The sequence below is a fragment of the Streptomyces sp. JLBJ103 genome (genome assembly GCF_058215575.1).
Window position 1 is genome coordinate 3,949,545 of the sequence record NZ_CM177089.1, and the last position, 17,105, is coordinate 3,966,649.

15 protein-coding genes, 1 tRNA gene and 1 pseudogene are annotated in these 17,105 nt (G+C 71.8%); 8 read left to right on the top strand and 9 right to left on the bottom strand.

Features of this window, described 5'->3' with window-relative positions:
- Positions 1-92: 92 nt before the first annotated feature.
- Both AC4BEG_RS17265 and AC4BEG_RS17270 read right to left on the bottom strand, forming a co-directional pair.
- Positions 93-821 carry a YcnI family copper-binding membrane protein gene (locus tag AC4BEG_RS17265; RefSeq protein ID WP_490706758.1) on the bottom strand — a complete coding sequence of 243 codons (729 nt, stop codon included), beginning with the start codon at positions 819-821 and terminating at the stop codon, positions 93-95.
- A gap of 109 nt (positions 822-930) precedes the next feature.
- Positions 931-1,767 (bottom strand): hypothetical protein, encoded by an 837-nt coding sequence (locus tag AC4BEG_RS17270; RefSeq protein WP_490706759.1) that lies wholly within the window; start codon positions 1,765-1,767, stop codon positions 931-933.
- Positions 1,768-1,967: 200 nt separating this feature from the next.
- Here AC4BEG_RS17270 and AC4BEG_RS17275 point away from each other — a divergent pair, with 200 nt between their 5' ends.
- Positions 1,968-2,471: an ATP-binding protein gene (locus AC4BEG_RS17275; protein WP_490706760.1), complete on the top strand. Its 504-nt coding sequence runs from the start codon at positions 1,968-1,970 to the stop codon at positions 2,469-2,471.
- A 28-nt stretch (positions 2,472-2,499) separates the two neighbouring features.
- On the opposite strand, the gene pdxR is transcribed toward AC4BEG_RS17275, so the two are convergent.
- Positions 2,500-3,996, bottom strand: a complete 1,497-nt coding sequence (pdxR, locus tag AC4BEG_RS17280) for a MocR-like pyridoxine biosynthesis transcription factor PdxR (protein WP_490706761.1) — start codon at positions 3,994-3,996, stop codon at positions 2,500-2,502.
- A gap of 47 nt (positions 3,997-4,043) precedes the next feature.
- Here pdxR and AC4BEG_RS17285 point away from each other — a divergent pair, with 47 nt between their 5' ends.
- Positions 4,044-4,541, top strand: a complete 498-nt coding sequence (locus AC4BEG_RS17285; protein WP_490706762.1) for a carboxymuconolactone decarboxylase family protein — start codon at positions 4,044-4,046, stop codon at positions 4,539-4,541.
- Positions 4,542-4,615: 74 nt separating this feature from the next.
- On the opposite strand, the gene AC4BEG_RS17290 is transcribed toward AC4BEG_RS17285, so the two are convergent.
- Both AC4BEG_RS17290 and AC4BEG_RS17295 read right to left on the bottom strand, forming a co-directional pair.
- Entirely contained in the window at positions 4,616-6,118 is a 1,503-nt protein-coding gene (locus AC4BEG_RS17290) for an aminopeptidase P family protein (protein WP_490706763.1), read from the bottom strand.
- A gap of 145 nt (positions 6,119-6,263) precedes the next feature.
- A complete protein-coding gene (locus AC4BEG_RS17295) occupies positions 6,264-7,865 on the bottom strand; it encodes a GAF domain-containing SpoIIE family protein phosphatase (RefSeq protein ID WP_490706764.1) in 1,602 nt (533 codons plus the stop codon).
- A gap of 566 nt (positions 7,866-8,431) precedes the next feature.
- On the opposite strand from AC4BEG_RS17295, the gene AC4BEG_RS17300 reads away from it, so the two are divergent.
- Positions 8,432-9,106, top strand: a complete 675-nt coding sequence (locus AC4BEG_RS17300; RefSeq protein WP_490706765.1) for a bifunctional DNA primase/polymerase — start codon at positions 8,432-8,434, stop codon at positions 9,104-9,106.
- A 523-nt stretch (positions 9,107-9,629) separates the two neighbouring features.
- Here AC4BEG_RS17300 and AC4BEG_RS17305 read toward each other — a convergent pair.
- Entirely contained in the window at positions 9,630-10,598 is a 969-nt protein-coding gene (locus AC4BEG_RS17305) for a DUF5926 family protein (protein ID WP_490706766.1), read from the bottom strand.
- Between the two features lie 172 nt (positions 10,599-10,770).
- Here AC4BEG_RS17305 and AC4BEG_RS17310 point away from each other — a divergent pair, with 172 nt between their 5' ends.
- A complete protein-coding gene (locus AC4BEG_RS17310; protein ID WP_490704309.1) occupies positions 10,771-11,724 on the top strand; it encodes an IS481 family transposase in 954 nt (317 codons plus the stop codon).
- Positions 11,725-12,025: 301 nt separating this feature from the next.
- On the opposite strand, the pseudogene AC4BEG_RS17315 reads toward AC4BEG_RS17310, so the two are convergent.
- Positions 12,026-12,574: pseudogene (locus AC4BEG_RS17315) on the bottom strand (ATP-binding protein); the annotation flags it as partial.
- Between the two features lie 53 nt (positions 12,575-12,627).
- The gene (locus AC4BEG_RS17320; RefSeq protein WP_490707106.1) at positions 12,628-13,413 is read right to left on the bottom strand and encodes a glycerophosphodiester phosphodiesterase; all 786 of its coding nucleotides are present in this window, start codon (positions 13,411-13,413) and stop codon (positions 12,628-12,630) included.
- A 265-nt stretch (positions 13,414-13,678) separates the two neighbouring features.
- Between AC4BEG_RS17320 and AC4BEG_RS17325 the strand changes: the two genes are divergently transcribed.
- Positions 13,679-15,196, top strand: a complete 1,518-nt coding sequence (locus tag AC4BEG_RS17325) for a S1C family serine protease (protein ID WP_490706767.1) — start codon at positions 13,679-13,681, stop codon at positions 15,194-15,196.
- A 40-nt stretch (positions 15,197-15,236) separates the two neighbouring features.
- Positions 15,237-15,323: transfer RNA gene (locus AC4BEG_RS17330), tRNA-Ser, on the top strand.
- Between the two features lie 124 nt (positions 15,324-15,447).
- Here the strand turns inward: AC4BEG_RS17330 and AC4BEG_RS17335 are convergent.
- Positions 15,448-16,203: a GntR family transcriptional regulator gene (locus AC4BEG_RS17335; RefSeq protein WP_490706768.1), complete on the bottom strand. Its 756-nt coding sequence runs from the start codon at positions 16,201-16,203 to the stop codon at positions 15,448-15,450.
- 79 nt (positions 16,204-16,282) lie between these two features.
- On the opposite strand from AC4BEG_RS17335, the gene AC4BEG_RS17340 reads away from it, so the two are divergent.
- Both AC4BEG_RS17340 and AC4BEG_RS17345 read left to right on the top strand, forming a co-directional pair.
- Entirely contained in the window at positions 16,283-16,561 is a 279-nt protein-coding gene (locus AC4BEG_RS17340) for a hypothetical protein (RefSeq protein ID WP_490706769.1), read from the top strand.
- Positions 16,562-16,574: 13 nt separating this feature from the next.
- Positions 16,575-16,889, top strand: a complete 315-nt coding sequence (locus AC4BEG_RS17345; RefSeq protein ID WP_490706770.1) for a hypothetical protein — start codon at positions 16,575-16,577, stop codon at positions 16,887-16,889.
- Positions 16,890-17,105 lie beyond the last annotated feature (216 nt).

The following is a 17,105-nucleotide window of genomic DNA, read 5'->3' on the forward strand; positions in this document are numbered from 1 at the left end:
TGATGTCCGGGCGGCGGGCCGGAGGGGCCCGCCGCCCCGGCGGACCGCGCGGTCGGGTCAGGACGCGCGGTCACGCCGTGGACCTTGGTGGGTCAGGCGGAGCGGCGGCGGCTCGCGAGAACACCGAAGGCGACCCCGGCGGCGCCGATGACGATGCCCGCGATGCCCAGCACCCGGGCGGTGGTGTCACTGCTGTCGCCGTCGGAGTCAGCGGCGGTCTTCTCGCTGTCCTCGCCCTTGTCGTCGTCCTTGTGATCGGAGGCAGCGCCGCCGTGCCCGTCCGAGCCCTCGGCCGGGGCGACCAGCTTGAGGACCGGCGCCGGGTTCTCCGGCTCGGCCTCACCCTCCTTGGGCTCCTCGATCCAGCGCACGACGTCCTTGTCGTCGTACGTCTGGAGCGCCTTGAAGACCAGCTGGTCGGCGTCCTCGGGAAGCTGGCCGACGGAGAGGGGGAACTGCTGGAACTGGCCCGGCTCGATCTTTCCGCCGGTCCAGGTGACCTTGCTGACCGCCTCGGTGATCTTCTCGCCGTGCATCTCGATCGGCTTGGCCAGCTTGGTCTTGGTGACCTTCACCTTCCAGCCCGGCACTGGCTGTGGCATGACCGAGGCGAGTGGGTGATCGGTGGGGAGGGTGACCTCGAGCTTGGTGGTCGAGGAGTCGTCGCGCTCGTTGGGCACCTTGAAGCTGACGGTGCTGTAGCCGCCCTTCTCGGCCTCCCCGGGCTGCACGCTGACGTGCGCGAAGGCGGGGCCCGCGGCGAGCAGCACCAGGCCGCCCGCGGTGAGGGCACCGAGAACCGGCAGACGAGGAAGACGCATGGCGTTCATGGGAGTACTCCAGGGATCCGGATACGGATGATCAGTGGGTGGCGCGCATGCGGCGAGGCCGCGGCCGCCCTCCGGACCTGCTGGAGGAGCGTCGCTTCGGTCAGGCCGCGAGGTCGTGGCGCGGCGGACCCCGTCTGATCACGCTGTGCTGGAGTACGAGGGCGGTGACGGCGCCCTCGTCGCGCTCGGCCGTACGCGGCCGCCGGAGCGGGGCCGAGGACAGCCCGGCCAGTCCGGCCAGCCCGGTCAGCAGGGTCCGCACCAGCCGCAGCGCGGCGCGCAGACTCCGGACGAGCGTCACCTCGGCCACCTCGCGCACTCCGTCGACCGAGAGCCGCACCGCCCGCCACACGGCCACCTCGCCGCGGCGCAGCAGCCAGCCCATGGCGACGGCGGCCAGCAGATGGCCCAGCACCATGGGCAGCGACGGCAGCAGGCTGTCAAGACCGGGGCCGTGCTCGGCGCCCGGTACGGCGCCCAGGGGCGCGGAGTGCATGGTGTGCGCGGCGTGCACGTCGCGCACCGAGTCCGGGTCGATGCCCGCGCGCTCCACGATCCGGTGCGCGGTGGCGGCGTCCATCCGGCCGGGCACGGGGGCGCACAGCAGCTGAGCGGCCAGGCCGATCACCCGGCCCTCGTGTCCGTCGCCCCGCAGGGCGGCGGCCGCCTGCTGCTGGCCGAGTCCGAACACGGTGTGCAGGACCAGCTGGCCCACGGCCAGCACCCCGGCGATCCCGGGCAGCGACCGCTCCCGCCCGGCCAGCGGCACCGCCACCGAGAACAGCGCCGCCGCGCCCACGCCCACCGTCCACAGCGGCACGGGTGCGCAGGAGGCGAACACATGCCCGGCCGCGGACAGCACAACGCAGACCGCGGTGAACACCGCGGCCCGCAGCATGCGCAGATCGGCGCCCGCACGGGCGACAGAGGAAGCCATGGCCGCGCCATCATCCCACTGGGCAAATGCGTTACCTACGGCGGGTGGGCGTACCGGCGCACACCGGGACAGGTCCATACACCGGTGCGCCTGCCGTGCGCGTCCGCCGAATGAGCGGAGTCACGTCAATCGCACGCTTACGGACCATGGACCCAGGCAATACGTAACGGTATGTCGAGCCGCGGCCGGGAGGCTGGAGCATGAGCATCTGGTGGTCACTCCATTTGCCCCGCGAGGCGGCGAGCGTTCCCCTCGCACGACGACTACTCCTCGGCACGATGGAGACGGCCGGGGTGGACCCGGAGATCTCCTACGACCTGTCGGTCGCCCTCTCCGAGGCATGTGCGAACGCGGTGGAGCACGGGGGAGCCGACGGCACCGGCGGGGACTACCGGGTCACGGCCTTCATCGACGGCGACACCTGCCGTATCGAGGTCACCGACTCGGGGCCCGGATTCACTCAGCGCGGCACCGTCCGTCGCGGCTCGCGCACCCGCAGTGAGCGGCGGCCCGCCACTCCGCGCAGACCCCAGCATCCGCACGGCCCGGCTCCCGCGCAGGCGGAGCACGGGCGGGGGCTGTTTCTCATCGAGGCCCTCACCGACCACGTCCGCTATCGCGACCGGCCGGGCCGCGGCGGGGTGGTGGTGAGCTTCGACAAGATCCTCAAGTGGCGCGAGGACTCCCTGCTCAAGGCGTCCTGACCGGGCGCGCCATGGCGTGGGCCGTCGCTCAGCCGGTCTTCGGGGGCGGCTGCTCGGGCGGCAGGGCCCGGCACAGGGCGTCCAGGGCCGCCGGGAAGGCGTGCTCGGGCGGGGTGGCGTAGCCCACGACCAGCCCTTCCAGCTTGGGTGTGGTCGCGTCCGGGTGCCGGTAGCCGGCCAGGCCGTCGAGGGCCAGCCCCTGCCAGGAGGCGGCTTGGACGGCGGACTGCTCGGTGCCGGGCGGGAGTTCGAGCACCGCGTGCAGCCCGGCGGCGATGCCGGAGACCCGGATGTGCGGGGCGCGCTCGGCGAGCGTGGCCACTAGCGCGTCCCGACGGCGCCGGTAGCGCAGACGCATCCGGCGCACATGGCGGTCGTAACCGCCGGACTCGATGAAATCCGCGAGCGTCAGCTGATCGAGCGCGCTCGCCCAGCCCTCCCGCTCACCCTTGGTGGCCAGCAGGACATCGACGAGATGGTCCGGGAGGACCATCCAGCCCAGGCGCAGCGCCGGGGAGAGGCTCTTGCTGACCGAGCCCAGATAGAGCACCCGGTCCGGGTCGAGCCCCTGGACGGCGCCGACCGGCTGGCGGTCGTAGCGGAACTCCCCGTCGTAGTCGTCCTCCAGGACCAGTCCCCCGCTGGTGCACGCCCAATCGACGGCCGCGGCGCGGCGCTCGGGGTGCAGCGGACCGCCGGTCGGGAACTGGTGGGCGGGGGTGAGCAGGGCCGCCCGTACCGGCCGAAGCCCCGGGTGGGAGGCCAGCTCCTCGGTGCGGGCGCCGTGCGCGTCCAGCGCCAGCGGGACCGTATGCACCCCGGCGGCGGACAGCAGCGAGCGGTGGAAGGCCAGCCCGTACGACTCGACGGCCAGCGCCGGGCGCAGCACCTTGGTGCCGCTGAGCAGCCGCAGGGCATGGGCGAAGCCCGAGCAGACCACGATCCGGTCCGGGTCGGTGCGCACCCCGCGGGCCCGTGCGAGGTAGCCGGCGAGGGCACGGCGCAGCTCGGGGCGGCCGTGCGGATCGCCGGGGCCGAACGCCTCGTTGGGGGCGGCGGTCAGGGCGCGGCGGGCGGAGGCGAGCCAGGCGGTGCGGGGGAAGGCGGAGGCGTCCGGCTGCCCCTGGAGCAGATTGTGGGTGGGGCGCGGGGCGGGCGCTGCCCGGCGTCTGCGGGTGCCCGGTGCCGTCGCGGCACGAGGTCCGCCGCGTTCCCGGCCTCCGGTGCGCCGGGGCGGGGGCGGTGCGGTACGGGCGGCCACCCGGGTCCCGGAGCCCTGGCGGGCGGTGAGCCAGCCCTCGGCGACCAGCTCGGCGTAGGCGTCGGCGACCGTGTTGCGGGCGATGCCGAGATCGGCGGCGAGGGAGCGGTAGGGCGGCAGCCGGGTGCCGGGGGCGAGCCGTCCGTCGCGGATCGCCTCGCGCAGCGCGCCCATCAGCGCGGTGCGGCGGCTGCCCGCGCGGGTCAGCTCCAGATGGAGGTCACTGCCGAGGATCTCCGCCGAATTGACCCGCGATTCTGCCATGGAAATGCACCCTACAGCCTGTCGCATCGAGGCTTAGATTCATCGGTATGACAGCAACGACGACGGCGACAACAGCAGCGACCACGGCGACCGGAACCCGTCCCGCACGGGTCGACTTCGCCAAGGCGGCCCCCAAGGCGTTCAAGGCCCTCATCGGTCTGGACGCCGCCGCGCGGGAGGGCCTGGACCCGGCCCTGGTGGAGCTGGTGCAGATCCGCTCCTCGCAGCTGAACCACTGCGCCTACTGCCTCCATATGCACACCACCGACGCCCATAAGGCGGGCGAGGCACTTGAGCGGATCAACCTGGTGGGGGTCTGGGAGGAGGCGGGCGAGGCCGGGTTCTACACCGAGAAGGAGCAGGCCGCCCTCGCGCTCACCGAGGCGGTCACCCTGCTGCCGGGCGGTGTCCCGGACGAGGTCTACGAGCGGGCCGCCCGCCACTTCGGGGAGGCCGAGCTCGCCCAGCTCATCGCGCTGATCTTCACCATCAACGCCTGGAACCGGATCGCGGTGACCACCCACAAGGTGCCCGGCCGGGGCTGACGGCAGCGAAACGGGGGAGCGGCGGTGCCGCTCCCCCGCTGGGGCCTTGCGATACGCGTCGCGGAGCCGTGAGGTCAGCCGGTGAGGCGGGCCATCCACGCCTCGACGTCATCGGCCCGGCGCGGCAGCGCGGCCGACAAATTGCGGTTGCCGTCCTCCGTCACCAGGATGTCGTCCTCGATCCGGATGCCGATGCCGCGGTACTCCTCGGGCACGGTCAGGTCGTCGGCCTGGAAGTACAGCCCCGGCTCGACCGTGAGGCACATCCCGGGCTCCAGGGTGCCGTCGACATAGGTCTCGGTGCGGGCCACGGCGCAGTCGTGCACATCCATGCCGAGCATGTGGCCGGTGCCGTGGAGGGTCCAGCGGCGCTGGAGACCCAGCTCGAGCACCCGCTCGACCGGGCCCTCGACCAGGCCCCATTCGACCAGCTTGGTGGCCAGCACACGCTGGGCGGCGTCGTGGAAGTCGCGGTACTTGGCGCCCGGCTTGACCGCGGCGATGCCCGCCTCCTGCGCCTCGTACACCGCGTCGTAGATCGTGCGCTGGAGCGGGCTGAAGGTGCCGTTGATGGGCAGGGTGCGGGTGACATCGGCGGTGTAGAGGGTGTGGGTCTCCACGCCCGCGTCCAGCAGCAGCAGATCGCCGGAGCGGACCTGGCCGTCGTTGCGCACCCAGTGGAGGGTGGTGGCGTGCGGCCCGGCGGCGCAGATGGAGCCGTAGCCGACGTCGTTGCCCTCGACCCGGGCCCTGAGGAAGAACGTTCCCTCGATGTAGCGCTCGGACGTGGCCTCGGCCTTGTCCAGCACCTTGACGACGTCCTCGAAGCCGCGGACCGTCGAGTCCACGGCCGCCTGGAGCTGGCCGATCTCGAACTCGTCCTTGATCAGCCGCTGCTCGCTGAGGAAGACGCGCAGCTCCTCGTCGCGCTCACCGGTGACCTTGTCGGTCAGCGCGGCCTCGAGACCGGCGTCATGGCCGCGCACGATACGGACCGGGCCGGTGGCGGCCTTCAGCTCGTCGGCGACCGTGCGCACGTCCTTCACCGGCACACCGAACAGCCGCTCGGCCTCGGTGAGGCTGTTGCGCCGGCCGACCCACAGCTCACCCTGGCCGTCCAGCCAGAACTCGCCGTTCTCCCGGTTGGAGCGGGGCAGCAGATACAGCGTCGCGGTGTGGCCCTCGCCGCCCGCGTCCGGCTCCAGGACCAGGACGCCGTCCTCGGTCTGGTCGCCGGTGAGGTAGGTGTACTCGGTGGCGGCACGGAACCGGAACTCCGTGTCATTGGACCGGGTGCGGAGGTTGCCCGCGGGGATGACCAGGCGCTCGCCGGGGAAGCGCGCGGAGAGCGCGGCACGGCGGCGGGCGGTGTGCGGAGCCTGCTCGATGGGCTCCAGGTCGTGCAGCTCGGTGTCCGCCCATCCGGACTTCATGTTCGCGGTGAGCTCATCGGAGACGCCCGGGTAAAGGCCGTTCTTCCGCTGCTTGATGGGCTGCTCCTCGGCCTCTGGGGTCTCCAGGGCTTCAGGAGTGTGCTCCTCGGTCACGACATCCTCCTCGAACTGGACCTCTCCCATGGTAGGTGGGGGGACCCGACGGCCGGGAGGGCGGAGAACGCCACGTCGCGCCGGTGCCACCGGCATCACCCGGTACGCGGTCGGGGGTCGGCGGCCCGGCCGCGGCGGAGGGCTCAGCCGACGCGGGGGCGCAGCAGCGGGCGGCTCAGTCGAAGCGGGCGGCGAGCAGGACCACGTCCTCCGTGCCGTCCCCGGCGTCCACACCCCCGGGCAGCATCGTGCGCAGCACATGGTCCAGCAGTGCCTCCGGGTCGCCGCGGACCGCCTTGTGCGCGCTCGCGGCGGCCGCCTGGAGCCGGGCGAAGGCGCGGTCCATGGGCTCTCCGGTGCGGTGCAGCAGCCCGTCGCTGTAGAAGAGGAGCGTTTCTCCACAGGCGGGTTCCAGCTCCACACTCGGAGCCTCCCAGCAGGAGAGCATCCCCAGCGGCGCGGACAGCGTGGTCTCCACGAACTCGGTGCGCCGCTCACCGGTGATCAGCGGCGGGCAGTGTCCGGCCCCGGCCAGCACCACCCGGCGCGGACCGGGCTCGCAGTACGCGAACAGGGCGGTCGCGGAGCGGGCGGGTTCGGTGAGGCGCAGCAGCAGTTCGAGATCGGAGAGGACGGCGACCGGATCCTCGCCCTCCATCACCGCGTATGCGCGCAGGGAGGCCCGCAGCTGCCCCATCGCGACCACGGCGCTCGGCCCGGTGCCGGTCACCCCGCCGACCGAGAGCCCGAGCGCGCCGTCGGGCAGCGGCAGCGCGTCGTACCAGTCCCCGCCGCCGTACGGACCGGGGTGGTGGCGGACGGCGAGCCGGACGCCGGGGACCCGGGGCAGCCGGGTGGGCAGCAGCTCCTCCTGGACGGTCGCCACGGCGGCGCGGGCCCGGCCGAGCTCGATGAGACGGACGAGGTGGGCGGCGGCGTAACGGCAGTACAGGCCCACCAGATGACGCTGCCGCTCCCCGGGTTCGGCGGGTTCGTCGTAGAGCCAGGCGGCGGCGCCGAGCCGTCCGGCCGGGCGGGCGGCGCCCACGGCGGCCGCGATCCCCGGTACGCCCTCGGCGGCACGGGCCAGGCGGTGATGGACGGGACCGGACGCGCTCACCACGGGGTCACCCGGAGCGCCCGGGGCCGCGGTGGCGACCGCACCGGTGACGGTGCCCGCCTCGGGTGCGGGGGAGGGCAGCACCCCGCCCGGCGGCGTGACGGCGCCGGGGTCGTCGGGCCCGGGGAAGGTGTCCAGCGGTACGGCGTAGCTGGCGGCGAAGCCGAGGCGGGCCGCCACTTCACGGTGGCGGGGGTCGAGATCGGCCTCGCTCGCGATGTCGGGATGGGTGACAGCGGCGCTCCGCTCACCGTCCGGCTCGGGCAGCCCGTCGAGCAGATGGCCGGCGGAGGCGGAACCGCGCGGGATGGTCTCGATCTGGCCGAGGTCGGCGTGGCCGAGACCGAGGCCGATGGTGGTCACCGGGCCGAGCCCGTCGGCCGGTTCGAGAGCCACCAGACCGCGCTGGGCACCCACCAGGGCGGCACCCGCGCGCAGCAGTTCGTGCAGCGCGTCGTCGAGCGTGTCGGTGCGGGCCAGCCGCTCGGTCAGCTCATGGAGGGTGGTGAGGTCCGACACCCAGCCGGCGAGGCGGTCCTGAACAACCGGACCGGGGTCCGGAACGGCGGCAGGCGGCGCAATGGGGTCGGCAGTTTGCGTGGGCGCCGGGAGGGAAGAATCGATTCCAGCCACTTTCGGCAGGTGGGGGAAGTTCATGGGCCGCTGCTTTCGCCCGCCGCGTCCGGCTCGCTCAATAGCATCGCAAACCCCCTGTCGTGCTGCGCCGCTACTGTGCCGCTACTGTCTCCAGATGTACACGCACCGAAGAGGCGATGTCCAGCATTGTCCCGGTGGTCTTGTTGGTGTCTGGGGGGAATTGAACTTGGCTGAAAAAAAGTCGTTAGGCTGTCAATTTAGGGTCGACTGACGTCAATCGACAGCGCGTCGTCTCCACCGCGGCGGGTACACATCGGGAAGGGACGGGGGCAGTTCGTTTCGCCCCGGAACCCCGCGGCCGGTCCAGGCGTCATAGACGACAACGGCCGCGCCCATCCCCGAGTGGCGAGGAAACGCACCACCAGGACGGCAAGCGCCATGCGCGCGCCACCCCTCGCCACGTTCCACGCTCGGCCTGCGGCGTGATGCGCTGCCTTGTACGCGCAGTGACTTGTGATCCACGTGCTGTGACGGGCCGAACGATGCCGTACAGCGCCACGTAGTGCCATGTAGTGCGAAGTGCGACGGATACAGCCCTCGGCGTTAACGGAAAGGAACGAGCGCTCATGCGCGAGATCCTCGGAAGGCGACGCAAGTTCTCGCTGCGGCGTGGCGCACGCTCGCCGCTGCTCCGCGCGGCGCTCACCTGCGCCACCGAGTGGCAGTGGCCCGTACTGCCGGGCATCGGCCTCCAGCCCGGTGGTGGACGGACACGGGTGTGCGGCTGTCCCGACCCGGACTGCGTGGTGCCGGGCGGCCACCCGTTCGACCCCGTGCTCCTTGCCGCCACCACCGACCCGCGCATGGTGCGCTGGTGGTGGACCAACCGCCCCACCGCTCCCCTGCTGCTGGCCACCGGGGGCCGCGGCCCCTGCGCGGTGAGCCTGCCCGCTGTCTCCGGGGCACGGGCGCTGGCCGACTTCGACCGGGCGGGGGTGCGGCTCGGTCCGGTGGTCGCCACGCCCACCCGCTGGTCGCTGCTGGTGGCTCCGTACTCCCTCGAAGAGCTCGGCGAATTGCTGAACCGCCAGGACTGGGTGCCCAGCTCGCTGCGGTTCCACGGCGAGGGCGGCTATCTGGCGCTGCCGCCGTCCCAGACCGGCCCGGGGCGGGTGCGCTGGGAGCGCGCGCCGCTGCGGCGTGGCGGGCGGCCCTGGCTGCCCGAGGTGTCCGCGGTGGTGGACGCCCTGGTGGAGGCGAGCAGCAGCGCGCCCGACGGGGGCAGCCGACTGGCCTACTGAGGCCGGGCCCTCGGCAGGACGGCCGCCCCGCCGGCGGACGTTCGCTGATGCGGCTGTGCGCATCCCTGCACAACCGCACATTCACAGAAGGACAACGCGGTGGGGCGGTTGCTCCACCGCGTCGCCGTTGTGTCCTCGTGTTCTCGTGTCCTGGCGTCCTGGTGCGCCCGAGGGGCGGGGACGGGGCTCCGTGGGCCCTGGAGGCCGACTGCGCCGCGAGGGCAACTCCCGTGGCGCCGTAGCGTGTTGATCGCCCGTCGGGCAGCACCGGCCGACCTGGGTCCGCGCCGCCGCGCGTCATGTCCGCCGGCTGTCCGCGATCGCGTCCGGCTCCGGACATGGAAGCGCCCGGTCGCTGGCGACGGGGGATGCACCAGCGACCGGGCTTTTAGAACCGTAACAAGAGATCGGCGGTTAGCAAATTCGATCGCGGATTTCCGGACGCGTACTTCCAGGCCGTAACGGTGAGTTGTGAGCAGGGTCACGTGTGCCGGGCGGGGGTGTTACCGCCCGGCTGTGACGGTCAGCTCAGCGTCACCTGACGGTTGGTGAGACCACCGCGGGCACGCCGCTGCTCGGGTGTCAGCGGGGCGTCGGAGGCGAGTGCCTCACCGAGCCGCTCGGCCAGCTCCTGGGCGGGCTTCTCGGTGTCCTCGGCGCGCATCCCGGTGGGCAGGTCCCATACCGGGACGGTGAGTCCGTGGGCCCGGAACGAGCCCACCAGCCGGGTGTTCTCGCCGAGCGAGGAGGCGCCGGCGGCGTGCAGCCGGGCGAGCGCGTCCAGCAGCTTCTCCTCCGGGTGCGACATCACCCAGCGCAGGTGGTTCTTCTCCGGGGTCTGGCACCAGTAGGCGGCGTCCACGCCCGACAGCCGGGCGGTCGGGATGGCGGCGGCGTTGGCCCGCTCCAGGGACGCGGCGACCTCCCCGCTCGCGTTCGCGGCGTCCTCGAGCCAGAACTCGAAACCCTCGTGCAGGGTCGGCGTGAAAGTGCCCTTCGGGTCGAGCAGATCCTGAAGCCGCGGACCGCCGCCGGGCGCCCGCTCGGCGGAGACCGGAGTGCCGGGTTCGGCGGTCAGCGCGCGGCGCAGGGTGTCGGCGAGGTCGCGGCTGATGTCACCGGAGGGGGTGTCGTTCTGGAGGCCGATCAGCACCGCGCCGCTGTCGCGGCGCAGCGCCGGCCAGGCCATGGGCAGCACGGTCGCGAGGGTGACCGACGGCACGCCCTCGGGCAGCCCCTCGGCCAGGCTCAGTTCGACGGTGGCGGCGGGCACCAGCTCGCGCAGGGCCACCCAGTCGCATTCGCCGGGGAGCCCTTCGAAGGGGCGCTGCACCAGTTCGGTGACGGCGTGGGCGGCTTCCCTGCCGTGACAGGCTTTGTAACGACGGCCCGAGCCACAGGGGCAGGGCTCGCGCGCGCCCACCACCGGGATGTCGCCCGTCGTGGCCCGGGGGGCTGCGGCCTTCGTCTGGGGGCGGCGCTTCTTGGCCATGGCGTGGCTGTCTCCCGATCGTGCGGCAGGCTTGCTCGTACGGGCGCGAGCCTAGCTGTTCTGTCCACAGAGGTTGGTGATGGACGGCACGGCTTGGTGGTCTTGAACGAGTGAGGGCCTTCCGGCTTCGGTGTGGATTGCGACATCTCCACCGAGCACCGAGAAGGCCCTCTTGCCCCACCGTAATGCACCCCTGACTGAGACCGGCCGTCTTCGCCTCGCCCGCTGTGTGGTCGAGGACGGCTGGACCCTGCGCCGTGCCGCCGAACGTTTCCAGGTCTCACCGACCACAGCCCAGCGATGGGCGGACCGCTACTGTCTGCTCGGCGAGACAGGTATGACCGACCGGTCCTCCCGGCCACACACGAGCCCACGACGTACCCCGACCCGCACCGAACGCCGGATCATCAAGGTCCGCCTCCAGCGCCGGTGGGGCCCGGCCCGCATCGCCCACCTGCTGGGCCTGGTGCCTTCGACCGTGCACCGCGTGCTGACCCGCTACCGGCTGGCCCGGCTCACACACCTGGACCGGGCCACCGGACACGTCATACGCCGCTACGAACGCGACCGGCCGGGCGAACTGATCCACGTGGACATCAAGAAGCTCGGCAACATCCCCGACGGTGGCGGCCACAAGATGCTGGGCCGCCAAGCGGGGCGCAAGACCCGCAAGAACGCCGGCTACAGCTACATCCACACCGCCGTCGACGACCACTCCCGCCTGGCCTACAGCGAGATCCTCGGCAACGAGAAGAAGGAGACCGCGACGGCCTTCTGGACCCGGGCCCAGGCATTCTTCACCTCGTGCGGGATCACCGTCGAGCGGGTTCTGACCGACAACGGCGCCTGCTACCGCTCACGCGACTGGCGCGAAGCCCTCGCGGCGGCTGGGATCACCCACAAGCGAACCCGGCCTTACCGCCCCCAGACCAATGGCAAGGTCGAACGCCTCAACCGCACCCTGCTCGACGAATGGGCCTACGCCCGCCCCTACCGATCAGAGACCGAGCGACGCGAAGCCTTCCCCGGCTGGCTGCACACCTACAATCACCACCGCGGACACACCGCGCTGAAGGGCCAACCACCCGCCAGCCGCGTCCCCAACCTCACAGGGCAAGACACCTAGCCCTTTGGCCGAACCTCGTCGGCGCGATGGGCCGCGTCGGTTACGCGAGCTCGTCCAGATCGGCGAAGCCCAGCTCGCGGTCGAAATCGGGATCGATGTCCATGTCGGCTTCCGGCGCCCCCGGGGCGGCCGACCGCGGAACGAGGTCCGCCCGTGGAGCGAGGGCCGCGTCGGCGGCTCGCTCGAGCTCGGCCCTGTCGATGTCCGGCGCGATGTCCGGCGCGATGTCCGGCGCGATGTCCGGAGTGAGCTCGGGGCCGAGGCCGTTCGCCGGCCCCGTGGTCAGCTGCGGGTCCAGGTCGGCCGGGAGCGCGACCCGTTTCATAAAACCGTCGTCGGCCGGAAGAAGCGCCCATACCGTGACTTCGCCGACGCCGTCCCGGACGCCCCAGTCGTCGGCCAGCGATCGGATGATGTTGAGCCCACGGCCACCGCGCGCGGTGACAGAGGGTTTGGCCGGAAGAGGTCTTGTGGATCCGCCGCCATCCGTAACCTCGACGGTCAGCCGCTCGCCCTTGTCCACGCTCCAGGCCGCCCGGACCGTGTCGTCACCATGGTCGGAGCGCCATGGGCGGCCATGACGCCATGCGTTGCTGAGCAATTCCGAAAGGATCAATACAGCGTCGTCTATGACCGATTCCGATACCCCAGTCCTGCTCAAATCGCCACGCATCCACTGTCTTGCCGCGCGGACACCCGCAGGACCATGGGGTACGGCCATGGTCGACGACGTCGGCACCTGCCGTGCCACCACCAACGCCACCCCCGAGACCTCCTTAGCCGCACGCCACGGGATGGATGCCCCAACGGGCTGGAGCGGAAACAGGCCAAGTGGCATGGTGTGACGCACTCGTCACGATCGAAGGCGTACCGAACGCGCCGGTGCACGCCTTGTCATGCCCACTATGTACGACCGAGTTGGGACAGAACTTGTTTGGGGCGATTGGTGATCACCGCGTCGACCCCGAGCTCGACGCACAAGTTCACATCCTCCGGCTGATCGACGGTCCAGACGTGCACGCGGTGCCCCATGCGCCGCACGCGCTCCACGTAGCCCGGGTGGTTCCGTACGATCCGGATGCTCGGCCCCGCGATCCGCACCCCCGGCGGCAGTTGCCCGTCCCGGTGACGCGGCAGCATGAACTGCATCAGGAAGACGGTGGGCAGGGCGGGGGCCGCGGCCCGCACCCGGTGCAGCGAACGCGCGGAGAAGCTCATCACCCGCACGGGCGAGGGGCCCTCGGGCGGCGGTGCGTCCAGGCCGTACCGGCGCAGCAGGGTGAGCAGCCGCTCCTCGACCTGACCGGCCCACCGGGTGGGATGTTTGGTTTCGATCGCCAGTTCGATCGGGCGCCCGGCGTCCCGGACCAGCGCCAGCAGCCGGTCCAGGGTGAGCACCGAGGTGGAGTCGCGGTGGTCCCGGTCCGGTGCCTCCTTGTCGGTGGCCTGGCCCTTCCAGGAGCCGAAGTCCAGCGCCGCGAGATCGGAGAGCTCGAGCGCGGAGACCGCGCCGCGGCCGTTGGAGGTGCGGTTGACGCGGCGGTCGTGCACGCAGACCAGATGGCCGTCGGCGGTCAGCCGGACATCGCATTCCAGGGCGTCGGCGCCGTCCTCGATCGCTCGGCGGTACGCGGCCAGGGTGTGCTCCGGTGCGTCCTCGGAGGACCCGCGGTGGGCGACGACGGACATGGTGTGCGGACCGGGGCGGATGTCCCGGGCAGGGCGCGCATAGGTCACCGCGTTATGGTGCCACCGCCCGGTGTGAGCCGGTGGACGTGGCCCCGTCGATCCTTGCCCGGAATGGCGGCAGGGCGATTTGTCCGGGATAAAGGGTGGTAGTCCACCGGGCCACCGCTCCTTACGGCCGTCTGACGCGCCGTGGGAAAAGCTGACGACGGTAATGCGTACGCGTGGGCCGTCATGGAAAAACTGTCGTGCACCTGAGGAGACAGCTGTGAGCACCGAGAACGAGGGCGCTGCCGTACCGCCTGCGGCCGGACCGCACCAGGCTCCTCCGGCGCCGCAACAGAACCCCGCGGTGCCTCCCGCGCCGGACTTCGAGCCCACCGCGGGCGCGGCTCCGGCCCCCCAGGACGCACCGATAGCCGCGCCCCCGGCCCAGCCACCGGCCGCGTCCGGCTCCGGCGGTACGGGCTCCGGTGATGCCGGCGAGGGCACCGAGCCCGATGGCGCGGCTCCCCATGCTCCGGGCTCCGGCCCGGGTGGCGACACCACCGCGGGGCAGTCCGCCTCGTGGTGGACCGCCGGCGGCGGACAGCCGCAGGGCGGCTCGGGCGGCGGACCGGGCGGGCCGTGGGGGACCGCTCCGGTGCCGCCGTCCGGGGCACCCGAGCGCAAGCCGCGCGGTCTGATCGCCGCCGCACTGGCCGCCGTGCTGGTCGCGGGCGGTATCGGCGGGGGCATCGGCTATCTGGCCGCCGACCACGACGACAGCGACACCACCACCGTCTCCGCCTTCGGCAATCCGAAGTCCGAGAGCCGCGCGCCGGGCTCGGTGTCGAACATCGCGGGCAAGACCCTGCCCAGCGTGGTCACCATCGAGGCCAAGGGCAGCAACGGCGAGGGCGGCACCGGCACCGGCTTCGTCTACGACAAGCAGGGCCACATCCTCACCAACAACCACGTGGTCGCCTCCGCCGCCGAACAGGGCAAGCTCACCGCCACCTTCTCCAACGGCAAGCGGTATGCGGCCCAGGTCATCGGCCGCGCCCAGGGCTACGACGTCGCCGTGCTCAAGCTGAAGAACGCCTCGGACGCCAAGCTGAACCCGCTGCCCCTCGGCGACTCCGACAAGGTCGCCGTGGGTGACGCCACCGTCGCCATCGGCGCCCCCTTCGGCCTCTCCGGCACCGTCACCACCGGCATCGTGAGCGCCAAGAACCGCCCGGTCGCCTCCAGCGACGGCGGCGGAGGCAACTCCTCCTACATGTCGGCCCTCCAGACGGACGCCTCCATCAACCCGGGCAACTCCGGCGGCCCCCTGCTGAACGCCAACGGCGGCGTTATCGGCATCAACTCCGCCATCCAGTCGGCCGGTAGCGGCAACGGCCTCGGTGAGTCGCAGCAGTCCGGCAGCATCGGCCTCGGCTTCGCCATTCCGATCAACCAGGCGAAGAACGTCGCCCAGCAGCTGATCAAAACCGGTCAGCCGGTCTACCCGGTGATCGAGGCCACGGTGAACATGAAGGAAACCGGCGCGGGCGCCACCATCGCCTCAAACGGCGCCGGCGGCACCCCCGCCGTCGTCCCCGGCGGCCCGGCCGACAAGGCGGGCCTCAAGTCCGGCGATGTGATCACCAAGCTCGACGACACGGTGATCGACAGCGGCCCCACCCTGATCAGCGAGATCTGGACGCACCAGCCCGGCGACAAGGTCACCCTCACCTACAAGCGGGACGGCAAGCAGTCCACGGTCGATGTCACCCTGGGGAAGCGCAAGGGTGACAGTTGACGCGCTAGGCTGATCCCCACGTCACCCGAGGGCGACGTGGGGAGGCTTGCCCGAGCGGCCTAAGGGAACGGTCTTGAAAACCGTCGTGGCAGCGATGTCACCGAGGGTTCAAATCCCTCAGCCTCCGCAAGTGAACGGCCCCTGACCAGGAATGACGGTCGGGGGCCGTCGCCATGCGTGCTCCCCACCAAGCGCCGCCGTTCCCCATGATTCCCCGACCGATCGGGCACGGAAGGGGCACGGCCGAACACCTACCGATTGATCGGAATCTCGTACACGATTTCGCAGCGAGCGACGGGTACGACGATGTCCGCCGTCTCCACCGGCCGCCCCTGGTCGCTGTAGTACGTCCGCCGGATGTGCGTGACGAGCGCGGCCTTCTGGACGCCGAGAAGCGACGCCTCCTCGGCGGTCGCCTGCCTCGGCTCCGGCTGCTCGACGGCATGGCTGACGGTGATTCCGATGACGGCCATGCGGTTCACAACGCCCGCCCCGGCGTGCGGCCCTCCCTCGGGGAGGACGACGAGTGTGCCCGCGGTGAGGTCGTACGGCTCCCAACTCGTCGACAACTGCACCGGCCTGCCGTCGGCCAGGAACTCGTACGACGTCCGGACGCACAACTCGCCCTCGGTGATACCCAACCGCGCCGCGATGTCCGCCGGGGCCGGCACCTTGGCGTCGGTCCGGCTCTCCCAGTCGCCGTGCTTGCCGACGGCCTTCATGTCCGCGCGGAACGGCGACCCTTCAGGCTGCTCGCGCGCCGATGACCGGACGACCCGCACCCGCTGCCGGGGCTCGGCGACGTAGGTGCCCGATCCGGCTCGGCCCTCCAGCACACCCTGGGAGATCAACAGCTCCTGCGCCCGGCGGACCACGTTCTCGCCCACCCCGCACTCCTGGCCGATCTGGGCGCGGGACGGCAGGCGGTCTCCCGGCTCCCATACGTGCTCCGCGATCCGCCGCCGGAGTTCGTCGGCGACGCGGAGATAGGGCGGCTGCTCAGGCATATGGAAAATCTAGTCCACTAGCTCTAATCTAGTTAACTAGCTTCACTGAAAGTGATCGCCAGTTGACGGAGGCTGCCCTGTGCCCGCTTCGGGAGTTAGCGCGGCGGCCATCGCCGCCCGGCTGTCCGCCGTCGGGCTCCCCACGCGCGTGGAGGAGCACGCCCGGTTCACGTCGGTCGAAGCGGAGGTGCCGGAATCACTCTCCGCCGAGTCATGGAAGGAGGTCCTGGCGGCGCTGGCCGAGGCCGATCGGTTCGGGCTCCTCGCCACCTGCCGGAACGGCCGCACTCTCCGGGCGGTCGTAGACAAACCGGTCCCCACGACGGGCGATGTCGGGGGACCGAGCCATCAGCGATAGGAGCTGATTCAGCGTGCTCAACCGTATCCGCCGTGCCGTCTCCCTCACCAGGGCACGGCACTTCTCCAAGGGCAGGCACCGCCGCCCCTTAACGCCCTCCCGACCGGCTGCCGTGCCCACCTTCTCTGCACCCGCCGACGACCCGACGCTCATCCTGGAGCGGGCCGCCGACTGGGCGAGGCACCGCTACTCGCTCACGGCCGAGGAAACCGCGCTCGTCCGCCCGTACGTGCTGGCCTGGGAAAGGCGTGCACGACAGCACCCGACACTTATCGTCACTCCCCACCTTCCGACCGAGGCCCGGTCGGCCCTTCTGGGGGGCTGCTGATGCCCTCTCGACGGCAGACCCTCAGCCCGGCCGCCCCCTACCGCTCGCCCGCCTGCCGGATCGGCACGCACCAGGCTTGCGCGGAGTCCTCTCCAGCCCCAGCACCGGTCGACGTGCCGTTGATCTACGAGGCGTGTCACTGCCCGTGCCACTCGGCGTCCGGCCAGGCCCGGCCAGCGGAGGCGAAGCAATGAGCGACTGGGCACCCGGCGGCGC

Excerpts from the sequence above, each read along its gene's own strand:
- AC4BEG_RS17265 (WP_490706758.1), bottom strand. The coding sequence starts at position 821 with ATGCGTCTTCCTCGTCTGCCGGTTCTCGGTGCCCTCACCGCGGGCGGC.
- AC4BEG_RS17270 (WP_490706759.1), bottom strand. The coding sequence starts at position 1,767 with ATGGCTTCCTCTGTCGCCCGTGCGGGCGCCGATCTGCGCATGCTGCGG.
- AC4BEG_RS17275 (WP_490706760.1), top strand. The coding sequence starts at position 1,968 with ATGAGCATCTGGTGGTCACTCCATTTGCCCCGCGAGGCGGCGAGCGTT.
- pdxR (WP_490706761.1), bottom strand. The coding sequence starts at position 3,996 with ATGGCAGAATCGCGGGTCAATTCGGCGGAGATCCTCGGCAGTGACCTC.
- AC4BEG_RS17285 (WP_490706762.1), top strand. The coding sequence starts at position 4,044 with ATGACAGCAACGACGACGGCGACAACAGCAGCGACCACGGCGACCGGA.
- AC4BEG_RS17290 (WP_490706763.1), bottom strand. The coding sequence starts at position 6,118 with ATGGGAGAGGTCCAGTTCGAGGAGGATGTCGTGACCGAGGAGCACACT.
- AC4BEG_RS17295 (WP_490706764.1), bottom strand. The coding sequence starts at position 7,865 with ATGAACTTCCCCCACCTGCCGAAAGTGGCTGGAATCGATTCTTCCCTC.
- AC4BEG_RS17300 (WP_490706765.1), top strand. The coding sequence starts at position 8,432 with ATGCGCGAGATCCTCGGAAGGCGACGCAAGTTCTCGCTGCGGCGTGGC.
- AC4BEG_RS17305 (WP_490706766.1), bottom strand. The coding sequence starts at position 10,598 with ATGGCCAAGAAGCGCCGCCCCCAGACGAAGGCCGCAGCCCCCCGGGCC.
- AC4BEG_RS17320 (WP_490707106.1), bottom strand. The coding sequence starts at position 13,413 with ATGTCCGTCGTCGCCCACCGCGGGTCCTCCGAGGACGCACCGGAGCAC.
- AC4BEG_RS17335 (WP_490706768.1), bottom strand. The coding sequence starts at position 16,203 with ATGCCTGAGCAGCCGCCCTATCTCCGCGTCGCCGACGAACTCCGGCGG.